The organism is Streptomyces blattellae, assembly GCF_009709555.1.
In the GTDB taxonomy this organism is placed as follows: Bacteria; Actinomycetota; Actinomycetes; order Streptomycetales; family Streptomycetaceae; genus Streptomyces; species Streptomyces blattellae.
The window spans coordinates 195,955-210,107 of the sequence record NZ_WJBG01000111.1; the positions used below are offsets into that span (position 1 = coordinate 195,955).

15 protein-coding genes are annotated in these 14,153 nt (G+C 68.9%); all 15 read left to right on the forward strand.

The annotated features are described in order from the left end of the window. The first annotated feature begins 62 nt into the window (after positions 1 to 62). The 15 genes from GFH49_RS05340 to GFH49_RS05410 all read left to right on the forward strand — a co-directional run bounded on the left by GFH49_RS05340 (position 63) and on the right by GFH49_RS05410 (position 14,048). Positions 63 to 1,307: a phage major capsid protein gene (locus tag GFH49_RS05340; RefSeq protein ID WP_155054583.1), complete on the forward strand. Its 1,245-nt coding sequence runs from the start codon at positions 63 to 65 to the stop codon at positions 1,305 to 1,307. A 69-nt stretch (positions 1,308 to 1,376) separates the two neighbouring features. Further along, positions 1,377 to 1,781: a hypothetical protein gene (locus tag GFH49_RS05345; protein WP_155054584.1), complete on the forward strand. Its 405-nt coding sequence runs from the start codon at positions 1,377 to 1,379 to the stop codon at positions 1,779 to 1,781. Then, positions 1,781 to 2,380 (forward strand): hypothetical protein, encoded by a 600-nt coding sequence (locus tag GFH49_RS05350; RefSeq protein ID WP_155054585.1) that lies wholly within the window; start codon positions 1,781 to 1,783, stop codon positions 2,378 to 2,380. The genes GFH49_RS05345 and GFH49_RS05350 overlap by 1 nt, the downstream gene beginning before the upstream one ends. 13 nt (positions 2,381 to 2,393) lie before the next feature. Further along, positions 2,394 to 3,212: a hypothetical protein gene (locus GFH49_RS05355; protein WP_155054586.1), complete on the forward strand. Its 819-nt coding sequence runs from the start codon at positions 2,394 to 2,396 to the stop codon at positions 3,210 to 3,212. Next, positions 3,213 to 3,683 carry a hypothetical protein gene (locus GFH49_RS05360; protein ID WP_155054587.1) on the forward strand — a complete coding sequence of 157 codons (471 nt, stop codon included), beginning with the start codon at positions 3,213 to 3,215 and terminating at the stop codon, positions 3,681 to 3,683. Between the two features lie 13 nt (positions 3,684 to 3,696). Further along, positions 3,697 to 3,915, forward strand: coding sequence for a hypothetical protein (locus tag GFH49_RS05365; RefSeq protein ID WP_155054588.1), 219 nt, complete (start codon positions 3,697 to 3,699; stop codon positions 3,913 to 3,915). Between the two features lie 3 nt (positions 3,916 to 3,918). Beyond that, positions 3,919 to 4,905 carry a phage tail tube protein gene (locus tag GFH49_RS05370; protein ID WP_155054589.1) on the forward strand — a complete coding sequence of 329 codons (987 nt, stop codon included), beginning with the start codon at positions 3,919 to 3,921 and terminating at the stop codon, positions 4,903 to 4,905. 7 nt (positions 4,906 to 4,912) lie between these two features. Continuing rightward, on the forward strand, positions 4,913 to 5,422 hold the full coding sequence (locus GFH49_RS05375; RefSeq protein WP_155054590.1) for a hypothetical protein: 510 nt from the start codon (positions 4,913 to 4,915) through the stop codon (positions 5,420 to 5,422). A gap of 10 nt (positions 5,423 to 5,432) precedes the next feature. Next, on the forward strand, positions 5,433 to 5,885 hold the full coding sequence (locus GFH49_RS05380; protein ID WP_155054591.1) for a hypothetical protein: 453 nt from the start codon (positions 5,433 to 5,435) through the stop codon (positions 5,883 to 5,885). 143 nt (positions 5,886 to 6,028) lie between these two features. Continuing rightward, complete coding sequence (locus tag GFH49_RS05385; protein WP_155054592.1) at positions 6,029 to 9,202, forward strand: hypothetical protein; 3,174 nt, start codon at positions 6,029 to 6,031, stop codon at positions 9,200 to 9,202. Positions 9,203 to 9,221: 19 nt separating this feature from the next. After that, complete coding sequence (locus GFH49_RS05390; protein ID WP_155054593.1) at positions 9,222 to 11,957, forward strand: carbohydrate binding domain-containing protein; 2,736 nt, start codon at positions 9,222 to 9,224, stop codon at positions 11,955 to 11,957. Positions 11,958 to 11,981: 24 nt separating this feature from the next. Further along, entirely contained in the window at positions 11,982 to 12,419 is a 438-nt protein-coding gene (locus tag GFH49_RS05395; protein ID WP_155054594.1) for a hypothetical protein, read from the forward strand. A gap of 35 nt (positions 12,420 to 12,454) precedes the next feature. After that, complete coding sequence (locus GFH49_RS05400) at positions 12,455 to 12,913, forward strand: hypothetical protein (RefSeq protein ID WP_230396170.1); 459 nt, start codon at positions 12,455 to 12,457, stop codon at positions 12,911 to 12,913. 61 nt (positions 12,914 to 12,974) lie between these two features. Then, positions 12,975 to 13,820 carry a hypothetical protein gene (locus tag GFH49_RS05405; protein WP_196217856.1) on the forward strand — a complete coding sequence of 282 codons (846 nt, stop codon included), beginning with the start codon at positions 12,975 to 12,977 and terminating at the stop codon, positions 13,818 to 13,820. 3 nt (positions 13,821 to 13,823) lie between these two features. Continuing rightward, positions 13,824 to 14,048: a hypothetical protein gene (locus GFH49_RS05410; RefSeq protein WP_155054596.1), complete on the forward strand. Its 225-nt coding sequence runs from the start codon at positions 13,824 to 13,826 to the stop codon at positions 14,046 to 14,048. Positions 14,049 to 14,153: the final 105 nt, after the last annotated feature.

Below are 14,153 nucleotides of genomic sequence, written 5' to 3' on the forward strand. Positions count from 1 at the left end.
CCCGAAGGCCCCGCACCACCAGACCGGTGCGGGGCCCTCGCCGTGCCCGAAAGGAACCGAGCATGAGCGTGCAGCTCAGGCGGCTCATCGAAGAGCAGAACACGCTGTGGCAGCGGATGCAGGACATCCAGGCCGCAGCCGAGACGGAGAACCGGGACCTGACCGCCGAAGAGCGGCAGAACTGGGACGAGGCGGAAGAGCGGCTGACGGAGGTGTCTGGCGACATCGACCGCCTCAACCGCATGGCGCAGCTGCAGCAGATCGACCGCAGCCAGATTGCCGTGACCACCGGCGAGCCCGAGGGCCGGCGGGGTTCGGATGCTGAGGAGCAGGCCAGGCGCTACGCCGACGCCTTCGGGGTCTACCTGCGTGGCGGCATGGACCGGCTCACTCCGGACCAACGGAACCTGATGATGGACCACCAGGTCGACCTGCGCGCGATGGGCGCGGGCATCGACACCGCGGGCGGGTTCACGGTGCCCGACGAGTTCCGCAACATCATGACCGAGACGATGAAGGCATTCGGTGGCCTGCTCGGTCTGGCCGACGTCATCACCACGTCGACGGGCGCGGATCTGAAGTGGCCGACCAACGACGACACCGGCAACGAGGGCGAGATCCTCGGAGAGAACACCCCCGCCGGGGAGCAGGACCTCAGCCTTGGTGGCCGGACGCTGAAGGCGTACATCTTCAGCTCCAAGCAGGTGAAGCTGTCGATGGCGCTGCTGCAGGACAGCGCGTTCAGCCTGGAGACATGGGTGCCGAAGAAGCTCGGCGAGCGCATCGGCCGCCGCGCCGCGCGTGCGTTCACCACCGGCACCGGCGTGGACCAGCCCGAAGGCCTCACGACCAGCGCGGTGGTCGGCAAGCAGGGGGCGAGCGGTCAGACCACGTCGGTCATCTACGACGACCTGGTCGATGTCGAGCACAGCGTCGACAGCGCCTACCGGGCAGGCGCCCGGTACCTGATGCACGACAACACCCTGAAGGTGATCCGGAAGCTGAAGGACACCCAGGGGCGCCCGCTGTGGGTGCCGATCCCCGCGCCCGGCTTCCCGGCGACGATCAACGGTTTCGAGTACTCGCTGGACAACTCGATGCCGACTCCGGCGGCGTCCGCGAAGACGATCGCGTTCGGCGACTTCAAGGCTGGCTACGTCATCCGCCAGGTGCAGGCCGTGCAGACGCTGCGCCTGGTGGAGCGGTACGCCGAGTTCCTGCAGGTCGCCTTCCTCGGGTTCTCCCGCCTGGACGGCATGATCCAGGACTCGTCGGCGATCCGGATGTACCAGCACGCCGCCAGCTGACAGCCCCCGCCAGCACGGGCCCAGGAACTTGCGCCTGGGCCCGTCGGCATCCACAGGAAGGAGCGCGTCGTGAGGGACGCGTACAGCAACCTGCTCGTCAAGAACACCCTGACGCCGGCCGCCCGTACGGCGTCGGCGAACGGGACTACGGTGGACCGGGCCGAGGACTCGTCGATGTTCCAGGACGCCCTCGTGGCCATCCCGGTCGGTACCGTCACCGACGGTACCCACACCTTCGAGGTGCAGGAGTCCGACGACAACTCCAGCTGGTCCGCGGTCGCCACGGCCGACCTGCAGGGCACCGAGCCCGCCGTCACCTCCAGCACGGACGAGACGGTGTACGAGATCGGCTACAAGGGACTCAAGCGGTACCTGCGCGTCGCGGTCACCGTGGCATCCGCGACGACCGGTGGTGTGTACGGCGCGCAGATCATCCTGTCCAACCCGCGCGTTGCCCCGGTGGTCCGCAACTGATGGCGCGGATCAAGGTGCTGGAGGCGATTGCCGGGGACAACTTCTCGTGGTCCCCGGGTGACGTCGTCGCACTGCCGGACGCGGAGGCGGCGGCGTGGGCTGACGGGCACCGCGCCGTCCTCGCCGACGACGAAGGCCAGGATCCCGGGCACGGTGCGCCGCCGTTGCGGGAGGTGCCGCCCCGGGTGGTCACCTCGGACGGGCTGGAGCTGGACGTCGTCGCGGTGGCGTTCGAGGAGGTTGCTCCGCCGGACGGGGAGGACGACGGGGCGGAGTGGGGACGGCTGACGGTGACCGTTGCGCTGCCCGAGCCCAGCCCTCCAGATTCGCCGGCGCCGGAGTTGGCCGAGGCGTTCGACCCTGCCGCGCACAAGGTGGACCAGGTCCTCGCCTACCTGGCCACCGCTGATGAGACGGAGGTGGTGCGCGTGCTGGACGCGGAGGCCACAGGGAAGAAGCGGACGTCGATCGTGAGCGCGCGCGACGAGATCCTCGCCGCGGCCCGCGAGCGTGCCGCCGGGGGAGAGCAGGCGGCTGCGGAGAAGGCAGCCGAGGTGTCGCGCGGCGGCGGCCGCAACGACGGCATCGAGACCCGCTGAGTGGGGGTGAGCTGTGCCGTTCGATCTCGGCGCCACCGCGCGCCTGACCGCAGAGTGCCGGGACCCGGGCGGCACCCTCACCAACGCCATCACCGCGGCCGTCACCATCACGCTGCCGGACGGCACCACCACGTCCCCGGCCGTGACCAACCCGCCGGCGCAGACCGGCCAGTACACCGTCGACTACCCGACCGTGCAGGCCGGCAGACACACCGTCCGCTGGGTGTTTACCGCGCCCGCGTACGCCTACGTGGACGTGCTCGACGTACGAGAGGCGGCACCCGCGTGGATCTTCTCGCTGGCCGACGGCAAGAGTCACCTCAAGCTCACCACCACCTCGCAGGATGAGGAGGTGCGCCGCTGGATCGGAGCTACCACCCGGTGCGTTGAGTGGTTCGTCGGCCCGGTCGCGGTCCGTACAGTCACGGAGACCCACCATGTGGGGTGGGCGGAGGCGCTGGCGCTGCGGCAGATGCCCGCACTCGCACTGACCAGCGTGGCTGCGGTCCTCGATGGCGGCACCTCCTACGCGGTGGCGGACCTCGACCTGGACGGCGCGACCGGCATCGTCCGCCGCAAGGACGGCGGCCTGATGATCGGGCCGCTACGGGCTACCTACACCGCCGGGCGGCGCATCGTCACGGAGAACATCTCGTCTGCCGCCGAGCTGATCCTTCAGCACCTGTGGCGTACCCGGCAGGGGCCGGGCCGACCGCAGCGCGGGGGAGAGGACTTCGACGTCACCGAGCCCATCCCGGGCCTCGGCTACGCGATCCCCAACCGCGCGCTGCAGTTGCTCAGTCCTGACCAGCTTCCCCCGGGGATGGCGTAGATGGAGACTTCAGCAGTACCCGGCGCGATCACCCAGCTGCTTGCCATCCTGCGCGCCCGGCCGGAACTGCAGACCGAGGTGCTCATCCTCGACGGCCCCCCGACCATCGACGTGTCCCGTGAGGACTTCATCGCTGTGGGCTGGACGCCGGAAAGCGACCAGGCCGCCGAACTCGCCCAGAACTTCAACGCTGCTGGCGCGCGCACCAGGGACGAAGACTTCGGCATCAACGGCTGGATCGATGTCTGGTCCGGCGGCGACGACGTGTCCGCAGTGCGGGCGCGGGTGTTCGAACTGTTCGGGGTGATCGAGGCCGCGGTTCGTGCCTCGGGTTCCAGCCCGGAAGCGCCGACCCTGAACGGCGCCGTGCTGTGGGCGCACCTGACGCACGGCGTGCTGCGCCAGCCCTTCACCGACCAGGGCGCACGGGCCGCCCTGGCGTTCACGGTGACTTGCCACGCCCGGATCTGATGAGGAGTTCCCCATGGCGCGTGTGCGCTTCATCGGGCCGGAGCCGGTGACCGTGCCCGAACTCGGCCCGGAGAGGGTCGTGCAGCCGGATGAGGTGGTCGAGGTGCCCGACGAGCGGTTCGAGGGCTACGTGTGCCAGACCACGAACTGGGAGGCCGTAGAGGAGCCGAAGGCGGCGGCGACGGTGAAGAAGACGACCGCGGCCAAGTCGGCGCCGCAGAAGGAGGGCTGACCTATGGCGATCGGGTCCGGGCTTGGTGCCCAGCTCGGTATCAGTGCCGAGTCCAGCTACGGCACCTTCGTGGCGCCGAGCAAGTTCATCGAGTTCACGAAGGAGAGCCTGGCTCTCAAGAAGACGACGGCGCAGTCTGCGGGGATCGCGGCGGGGCGTCTGCTGCCGCTGTCGGCGCGGCGTGTGCTCACCCGCAAGGAGGTCTCGGGGTCGTTCGACATTGAGATCGCCAACAAGGGGATGGGGCTGGTCCTCCAGACCCTGATGGGCACGTCGGTGACTCCGGTGCAGCAGGGCGCGACGGCCGCGTACCTGCAGACGCACACCCTGGCGAGTGTGGCGGGCAAGAGCCTCACGATCCAGAAGGGTGTGCCGCTGACCTCGGGCACGGTCACGGACAAGACGTTCGTCGGCTGCAAGGTCACCAGCGGTGAGTTCTCGTGCGGCGTGGGCGAGATGCTCACCGGGTCGTTCGAGATCGACGGCAAGGACTGCGACGAGGGCCAGACCCTGGCCGCCGCCTCGTACAGCAACATGAGCCCGTTCCATTTCGGGCAGATGGCGCTGAAGACGGGGACGTTCGGTGCGGAGACGGCGCATGACGGCATCCGGAAGGTGTCGTGCAAGATCGAGCGTCCGCAGGATGTCGAGCGGTTCTACGCGAACCAGTCGGCGCTGAAGAAGGAGCCGATCGAGAACGACCAGGTCAAGATCACTGGTTCGCTGGAGACGGACTACGTCGCGACGACGCTGGACGACCTGCACACCTCGGACGGCGCGACCTCGCTCGTGTGGGAGTTCGTGGGCCCTCTGATCGCGTCGACATTTTTCGAGACGTTCCGGATCACCCTGCCCGCGATCAAGCTGGACGAGGGGCCGCCGGTCGTCGACGGGTTCGGCGTCGTCAAGCCCACCTTCAACTACGTGGGTCTGTACGACGGCACGAACCAGCCGAAGATCGAGTACATCTCGACTGACGTCACGCTGTGAGCCTGCTGTGACGCGTGATGTGCGGATCCTGGGCACCGGCAGCCTGCTGGAGTTGTCGCGGCGCCTGCGCGCTGCCGGTGGCGAGAACATCCGCGCCTCGATGCACCGCCGTGTCCGCCGGGCCGCTGAACCCTTGCGCGACGACCTGCAGTCCACGATGCGCGGCCTGAACATCCGCTCGCAGGGCCGCGGTTCCGGGAACCGCGGCGGCCCGTCGCCGACCACCCGCCCGCTGCGGGCGACGATCGCCGACGCGATCCGTATCTCGGTACGCACCGGCGGCGACCCGGGCGCCACGGTATGGGTCGACAAGGGGCGCCTGCCGCCCGACCTGAAGAACATGCCCAAGGTCATCAACGAGGGCCGCATCCGGCACCCGGTGTTCGGCAACCGGCGCCGCTGGGTCAACCAGTACGCCCCGCCCCTGTGGTGGGACACGACCGTCCGCCGCCACCTGCCCCGTATGGAGCGGGAGGTCGCGCGCGTCCTCGACGACGTCCGCCGCCGCCTCGAATAGGAGCACAACCGTGATCATCGTCTATGCCCCCGAGGGCGGCGAAGAACAGCACCTCGACGCGGGGAAGCTGCGCGCCTCCGAGATCCAGATCGTCGAGCGGACCGCACCCGGCCGCTGGGCGGACATCAAGCAGGCGATGCGCGAGGGTGAGATCAACGCCATGCGTACCGTCGCCTGGGTCATCCGCATGCGGGCCGAGCCCGGCCTGCGCTACGGCGACTTCGACCCGTGGGAGGGCGAGCTGCGCGTACGCCTCGACGCCCGCGAGGTCAGCAGGTATGCCGAGGCTCTCTTCGAGGAGTACCGCAGCAGGCCGGACGAACTCGCCGAGGCGTTCGACGAACTGCGGGAGGCCGCCTTCCGGGTCGAGGATGCCGAGGCCGCCATCGCCGACGTGACCGGCCCAAAAGACCCGGCACCCGAAACGCAGACTCCGAGCCCAGCTTCACCGACCGGGTCCTGAGCTACCTGCCGCTGTTCGCGTTCTACCTGCACATCAGCCCGGCCGAGGTCGACGCCCTCACCGAGGAACGCTTCGACCTGCTCGCCGCCTGGATCGACAACCACGAGGCACGCATGAGGGCCCAGACGTCCGGGGGGTGAGTGATGACGCAGCGGCTGCGGTTCGTCCTGGACGGAGACGACAACCTCTCCCCCGTCCTGAACAACGCCGGCGACGCCTCAACCCGCCTGCACCGCCGCCTCAGCGACGACATGAACGGCAACGCCCGGGCCGTGCGCGGCTTCACCCAGGACGCCAGCGGAAGGCTGCGTGACCTGCGTGGGCGTTTCGTGTCCGTGGCCGACGCGCAGCGCATGATGGGCGACGGCATGCCCGGCGTGACACGCAGGCTCGGCGACCTGGCCGGGGCGGGCGGGAGCGCGGCGTCGTCCCTGGGATCGTCGGGCGGCGGGCTGGGCGCCGCCATGGCGGGGGTCGCGGGTGTGGCAGGGCTGTCGCTGCTGCCCGCGATCGGCGCGCTGGTGCCGGTCATGGCCGGGACCGCACTCGCCGCGGGCACGCTGAAGCTGGGCTTCGCCGGCGTCGGCGAGGCGGTGGCGCTCGCCGGACAGGACGCCGAGAAGTACCAAGAGGCCCTGAAGGAGATGGGCCCTGAGCAGCGGGACTTCACGAAGGCCGTCGTCGGCGTGAAGAACGAGTTCGGCGGGCTCGGCAAGGAGATCCAGAAGGCGATGCTGCCGGGCTTCACCCGTGCGGTGAAGGACGCCGGGCCGGTGGTGGACATTCTCGGCGAGTCGATGACCGAGATGGGCGGCACGTTCGGTAAGGCCGCCGAGGGTGTGGCGCGGCTGCTGCGGGACTCCGGGTTCCAGGACGACCTGCAGACGACGCTGCAGCTGGGTACCGGATTCGTTGAGGACATGACGGGCGCGCTCGGCCCGTTCACCCGGTCGCTGCTGGACTTCGGGGCGGCCAGCGGCCCGACCCTGGAAGCGTTCTCGGACGGCATCTCCGGCCTGCTGTCGAAGGGGCTGCCGGGTCTGTTCGACGGTCTGGAGACCGGTATCTCGGGTGCGGCGGACATGCTCGACGGCCTGTTCTCTGCGGTGAATGATGTGCTGCCCGCCCTCGGTGATCTGTCGGGGGAGGTCGCGGCCACCTTCGGCCCTGTGTTCGGGAAGGCGTTCGAGGCCGGCGGCAAGGGTGCGGCCGGGGCGCTTGAGGTGCTGGCCGGGGCGGCCCGTGTGGCCCGGCCCGTGCTGAGGGACGTCGGCTATGGCCTGGACACCATCATGGACGTCGGCCGGATCGTCGGCCCGACCCTGGCCGACACGGGCTCCGCGATCGTCGGGGCGTTCGCCCCGGTCGGTGCGGAGGTCGATTCCGCGGTGGGCCCGCTGCAGCGCCTGAACCAGTGGGTGAACACCAACCGTGGGTCGATCCTGGAGGGTGCCCGGATCTTCGGCGGGGCCGTGATCGACATGACGTCGGTCGCGATCCAGTCCGTGCCCGACATCATCCGCGTCTTCCGGCTGATGTCGGCCGGCGTCCTGACCGCCCTGGACGGCGTGGTCTCCGGCGCCGCGAAGGCCTTCGGCTGGATCCCCGGTATCGGCGGCAAGCTGAAGTCGGCGAACAAGGCATTCGACGATTTCAAGGGCGAGTACCTGAGCGCCCTGGACTCGGCGGAACAGGGCGCCCGTGACTTCGCTGCCAGTACGGTGCCGCGGCTGTCCGCGGGCAAGCTGAAACTGAACATCAACAACTGGAACTCGCAGATCGATACCGCCAAGGCGAAGCTGAAGACGGTCCCGCCGTCGAAGCAGGCCAGTCTCAAGGCGACGATCAGGGACCTGGAGGCGAAGGTTGCGTCGGCTCGGCAGCAGCTGAACAACCTGGACGGCAAGACCGCCAACACCTATGTCGTCACCCACTACAAGCGCTCTGACGGCGCCAGTTTCCTGGGCCCGTCGGGCCGGTATGCGAGCGGTGGTCTCGTCGGTTTTCCCGGTGGCGGCCCGGTCCGTGGCCCAGGTACGGGCACGTCGGACAGCGTGCCGATCCTGGCGTCCAATGGTGAGTACGTCATTAACGCGCGGTCGACTGCTAAGCACCGCAGCCTGGTCGAGGCGATCAACGCCGACCGGCTCGATAAAAGCACCGGGATGCCGGGAGCGGGTGCTGCGGTGGCGGCCGGTCTCGCGTCCGGCATGACGGGGGCCGCGGGCTTGGTGGGCTCGGCTGCTCGCGTGATGGCGGCTGCGGTGACGGCCGGTATCCGTGACGAGCTGCAGATCTCCAGCCCCAGCAAGAAGACGAAGGCGCTGGCGAAGGATGTCGGCAAGGGCTTCATCCAGGGCTTGACGGGTTCCCGCGACAAGATCCGGTCGGTGTCGAGGGACCTCGCGAACGACATCAAGGCGGCGTTCTCCGGGAAGAAGGAATCGTCGCTCCTTCGGATGGTCGACCGGCAGACGAAGAAGCTCCTCGACGCGGCAGCCAAACGCGACAAGACCGCCGCGAAGATCGCCGAAGCCCGCTCCTACGCCAGTGATCTGACGAAGAACGCCCGTGAGGGCGCGAGCCTGTCCAGCCTGGGCATGGACGAAGAGCAGGTCACGGCGGGCGGTATCAAGGCCGGGCTGGCATCGAAGCTGCAGCAGGTCCGCATGTTCACCCGCTACATCGACATCCTCGCCAAGCGGGGCCTGAACAAGGGCCTGCTGCGGCAGATCCTGAACATGGGGCCCGAGGCGGGCTACGCCTACGCGTCCGCGCTGGTGGGCGCGGACAAGGCGACCTTCCAGCAGATCAACTCGCTGCAGTCGCAGCTGGACAAGTCGACGACGCACCTCGGCCGGGTCGGCGCGGACTACATGTACGACTCCGGGAAGAACGCCTCCAAGGGGTTCCTCACCGGTCTGCTCTCCCAGGAGAAGGCACTGGAAGACGCCATGGTGAAGATCGCCAAGGGGATGCAGAAGTCCATCAAGAAGGCCCTGGGGATCAGCTCGCCCGCGAAGAAGCTGATCCCTGACGGCATCAACACCGCCCGTGGTGTGGCCGTCGGCGTCATGCAGGGGCTGCCGCACGTGGACAAGGCGATGCAGGCGGTCGCCGGACGCATGGCAGGGACCACGGGCCTCGCCCCGGCAGCCGGCCGGACGGCGGTCGTCACCGGCGGCAGCGGCACCACAGTGATCAACATTCATGTGGACGGCGCGGTCGTCGACCAGCTCGGCTTCGCGCGTGCCGCCCGCCAGGCGCTGCTGGAGCTGAAGCGGAACCACGGCGGCGGCGACCTCGGCATCGCCTGAAGGGAAAGGGGGGAAGCTCATGACGCGTCCGGTCGTCGACATCGCCTTCGGCTACACCCTGTCCTCGGCGTCGCCGGTGTGGACGGACGTCACCCAGTACGCCGATCTGGTGCGGGGAATCGACATCACCCGCGGCGCGCAGGATGAGCTGTCGGAGACGCAGCCCGGGACGTGCTCGATCACGCTCGACAACTCCGACGGCCGGTTCACCTCAGGGCGCACAGCGAGTCCGTACTTCCCGAACGTGAAGAAGAACGTGCCGATCCGGGTCCGTGCGGTCACCGCGGACCAGAACCTGATCACCAATCCCAGCTTCGAGTCCGGCCTGGCGGACTGGGAGCACACGGCCACGCCGACGTTCGTGCAGGACGCCACCCATGTGAAGCAGGGCAGCCAGGCGATGCGCGTCACCTGGGGCGGCGTGGCCGGGCAGTCCGTCTACACCGAGGTGTACGGGCTCGACATCGGTACCCGCTACACGGCGAGCGCGCATGTGTGGGTGCCGTCCGGAGGTGCGCCGACCCTGGTGTGCGGTATTGAGGGCATCGGCTTCGGGGCGGCGTCGTCCGTGCTCGACGGGTGGTCGCGGATCACCTTCACTTTCACCGCCACCGACACCCGCCACCGGTTCGCGATCGAGGTGGCGAGCTTGCCCACGGCGGGCACCCAGTGCTGGATCGACGCGGTGCAGCTGTGGGAGGGCTCGACTGCGCTGCCGCTGAATCACCTGGCGAACGGGGACTTCGAGACGTCGGTGGCGAACTGGGTGTCGTCGGGCACGCCCACGTTCGCCCGCTCGACGACGCGGGCTTTCCGGGGCGCCTCGTCGATGCAGGTCACCTGGGGCACTGTCGCCGACCAGACCATCACCTGCGACGCCATGACCGGCCTGGTCATCGGGCAGGCGTACACGTACTCGGCGTATGTGTGGGTGCCGTCCGGGGGCACCCCGGTGGCGCTGGCGGTGGCAGGCCTGAGTATCGGGAGCCCGTCGACGCTGGTCGACCGGTGGCAGCGCATCACCATCTCCTGGACGGCGACGGCGACGAGTCACCAGGTGCGGCTGCGGCACGGCTCCGGCGTCACCCCGGTGGCCGGGCAGGTGTGGATGGACGCCGCCATGGTCGCCGAGGGCTCCACCCCCGTCGACTTCACCACGCTGGACGGGGCGCAGATCCACCCGCGGTACTTCGGCATGGTCACCCAGTGGCCGGTCGAGTGGAAGGGCCTGTACTCCACGGCGACGATCACCTGCACCGACGTGTTCACATGGGCCAGCCTTGCCAAGCAGCTGAAGCCGATGCTGGTGCAGGAGGTCCTGCTCGACCAGCCCATCGCCTACTACCCACTGAGCGAACCGGACGGCAGCGCCAGCGCCGGCGACCTTGCGGGCACCCAAGGGGTGGGCTCCCTCACCGTGATCCAGGCCGGGGCAGGCGGAACCCTCACGTTCGGCGCGGGCACCGGTCCGGCCGGGGCGGGCACTGCTACGACTCCCGAGTTCACGCCCTCCTCGTCGACCGCGGGCAAGTACCTGCAGGCCGATCTGGGGCCGACCGTCGAAGCCACCAACGGGCCCTGGCGTGTGCGCATCGAGGCCTGGTTTACGACCAGCACCAACGGCCGGGTCCTGCTCGGATGGATGGCCTCCGACGCCACAAAACGCAACATCATCTCGCTGGAGTCCGGGACGGGCAAAGTTCAGTTCGAGCGTGAGACCTACGTCGGCGGGCCGCTCACCGCCGTGGTCCTGGCGACGCCGAACCTGGCCGACGGAATCCTGCATCACATCCTGCTCCATGAGGCCGAAGGCAAGGTTTTCGTCGACGGTGTCGAATACGCGCTCAGCACCCTGCCGACGGACGACATGCGCATCCTGCAGATCGGCGGGTTCCAGAACAGCCGCCTGTGGTCCGGCACGATCGCCCATGTAGCGCTGTATCTCAGGCCGGCGACTTCGGCGGAGCTGGTCGGGCACTACACCACCGGCTCCACAGCGCACGTCGGCGAGACTGCTGACGATCGCCTCGCACGTCTCGCTTCCTACGCCGGACTGACCGTCACCACCCAGGGCACCACATTCGACGCCATGGCATCCCAGGCAGAGCTGGGCAAGAGCGCGCTGGAGCACCAGCGGGAGGTCGAGCGGACCGAGTCGGGCAAGCTGCTCGCCTCCCGCGCCTCGGCGGCGCTGCTGTTCCAGTCCCGGGACCTGAGATACAACCCGGTGCCAGCCATCTCCCTGGCGTATGGGGACCTGGAGACCGACGGGGTCAAGTACGCCGACGACGACCAGAAGATGGTCAACGACGTCACCGCGTCCCGCGTCGGCGGCGCCACCCAGCGGGTCATCAGCCAGGCCAGCATCGACACCTACGGGCCCAAGCCCCGCGACCTGGAGCTGTACAAGAACACCGACAACGCGGCATCGGACGCGGCGAACTGGCTGGTGTCCCGGTATGCGGATCCGCCGTCGGAAATCCGGCAGGTGCCCGTCGAGGCGTACAGCATGCCGCTGGCCACCTACCGCGCCCTGCTGAACGCGGACGTGTCCACCGTGCTCGCCCTGACCAGCCTGCCCGACCAGGCGCCCGCGTCCACGGCCACCAGCACGATCGAGGGCTACACCGAGCGGATCGGCCTGAGGCAGCACCATCTCGATTTCCACACCAGCCGCGCCGCCACGGACACCGTGTGGGTCCTCGACGACCCCACCTATTCGATCTTGGACTCCACTACGCGGTTGGCGTACTGACCCGCCTATGGAAAGGGGACGCCCGTGGCCATCGCTGTCGTGCGCGCCGAGACGTTCTACCTGCCGCCGCCACCCCTGCCTGCCGACGCGTGGGCTGATGTGCCCGCGGCCGAGCTGGTGTGGCGCTGGTACGAGACCCGCATGGGCCGCCGCGTCATCCCGCCCGAGGGCACCGTCGAGGACACCTACTACGCGCGCATCAACCAAAACCGGTGGATCGCCGACTGCACGTCGTGCGGCTCGGCGGCCGTTGTCTCCCCGACCGACCCCCGGTATGCGTGCACTGAATGCCAGTGGGGCTGGTGCGCGCTCATCTTCCCCGACGATGTGGCAGCGGTCGAAGCCAGCCTGATGGGGCTGAAGCCGGGCATGCGGAACTGGTGGCACGACGACGACCCCAACAACCCCAACCGGCCGATCGATCCCGTTGTTGAGCCCGGCCCGCTGAGCGAGTCGCCATGACGTTCGCCCCTCGCACCTACGTCGTCGGCGAGGTAATGACGGCGGCGATCCTCAACCAGGAGATCCGCGACCAGTTCAACAGCATGTTTGCCGCGCGGACCACCTACAGTCCGACGTGGACGACCACCGGCACCGCACCGGCCATCGGCAACGGAACCCTGACCGGCCGGCATATGAAGGTCGGCCGGATGGTCACCGTCGTCATCAACCTGATCGCAGGCTCGACGACCACGTTCGGCACCGGGAACATGTCCTTCAGTCTGCCGTTCGCCGCGGTCAGCAGCGGCATCGCCGAAGTCGGCGCCTCCCAACTGCTCGGCACAGACCGGTGGGTCGGCGGCATCGTCATCAGCTCGGCCGCCAGCACCGTCAGCCCGTTCGTCCCGATCTCGGCGACCAACACCCGCACCGACTTCATCACCTCGACCAGGCCGGAAACCCTTGCATCCGGCGCGCAGATCCGGCTCAGCTTCGTCTACGAAGCCGCCTCCTGACCCCACCCCTCTCGTGTGCCCCGAGCCGACGGCCGGGGCCTTCCTCATGTCTGGAGCACCCATGCCCAAGACGGGCCCCCAGCGCTACCCGGGCGCCTCGACCGCGTACTGGTACCAGAACGCCTACCCGGGCTCGGCGATGGAGTCGAACGTCGTCGTCTGGCACACCACCGAAGGACGCTCACTCCCCGCCTACGGCGGCGGCAGCTCGGCACCGACCTTCACTGCCGTGCCCGACTTCGCGGCCAAGAAGCTGAAGTGGTTCCAGCACTTCGACTTCGACACCTCCGCCCGCGCCCTCGTCAACAAGGCTGGCGGGGTCGAGACGAACACCCTGAATGCGGTGCAGGTGGAGATCGTCGGCACCTGCGACCCGGCCACCCACAAGAAGTGGGGCAACACCCCGCACCTGTACACGCCGGAACTGCCCGCGTGGGCGGTCCGGGATCTGGCCGCGTTCGCGAAGTGGGCGCACGAACAGCACCGTGTGCCGCTCACGTCGAAGGTCACCTTCAAGGCGTACCCGGGCTCCTACGGCACCGGCAACGGCGTCCGCATGAGCAACACCAAGTGGCAGTCCTTCACCGGGCACTGCGGCCACCAGCACGTCCCCGAAAACCTGCACGGCGACCCGGGAGCCTTCCCGATGGCTGCCATCCTCAACGCCGCCAAGGCCGGCACACCCAAGGAGGCTGATGTGGCTGACCTGACCACCGACGACATCCGCAAGATCTGGCTGACCGACGGCATCGTCAAGAACCCCAACCCCGCCACCGCCGACGCCAACCCGCACATCGCGCCGGCGACCGGGCTGCGCAACATCGAGATCGTCGCCCGCCGCACCGAGAGCAAGGTCGACGCGCTGGCCGCCCTCGTCGCCAAGCTCGTTGAGCAGAAGGAGTCCTGACCCATGACCGAGCGGCACCCCGGCACCACCCATCTGCTGCGCTACTTCGACTACGCGCACCTCCCCGAGCATCTCCAGGCCGTGAGTAAGCCGTGCGGCGACCTGGTGCAGCAGCTCGTCGCCGCGCTGCCGGACGGACCGGAGCTGTCGGCCGGACTGCGGAAGCTGCTGGAGGCGAAGGACTGCTTCGTCCGCGCCGCCCTCGATACGACCCCGAAGGAGTCCTGACCATGCGTATCTCCGGCATCGCCAAGTCGATCGTGTCCGCGCTCGCCGCGGGCGCCGGATCGCTGTCCGTCGCCGTCACCGACGACACCGTCACCGCCGCCGAAG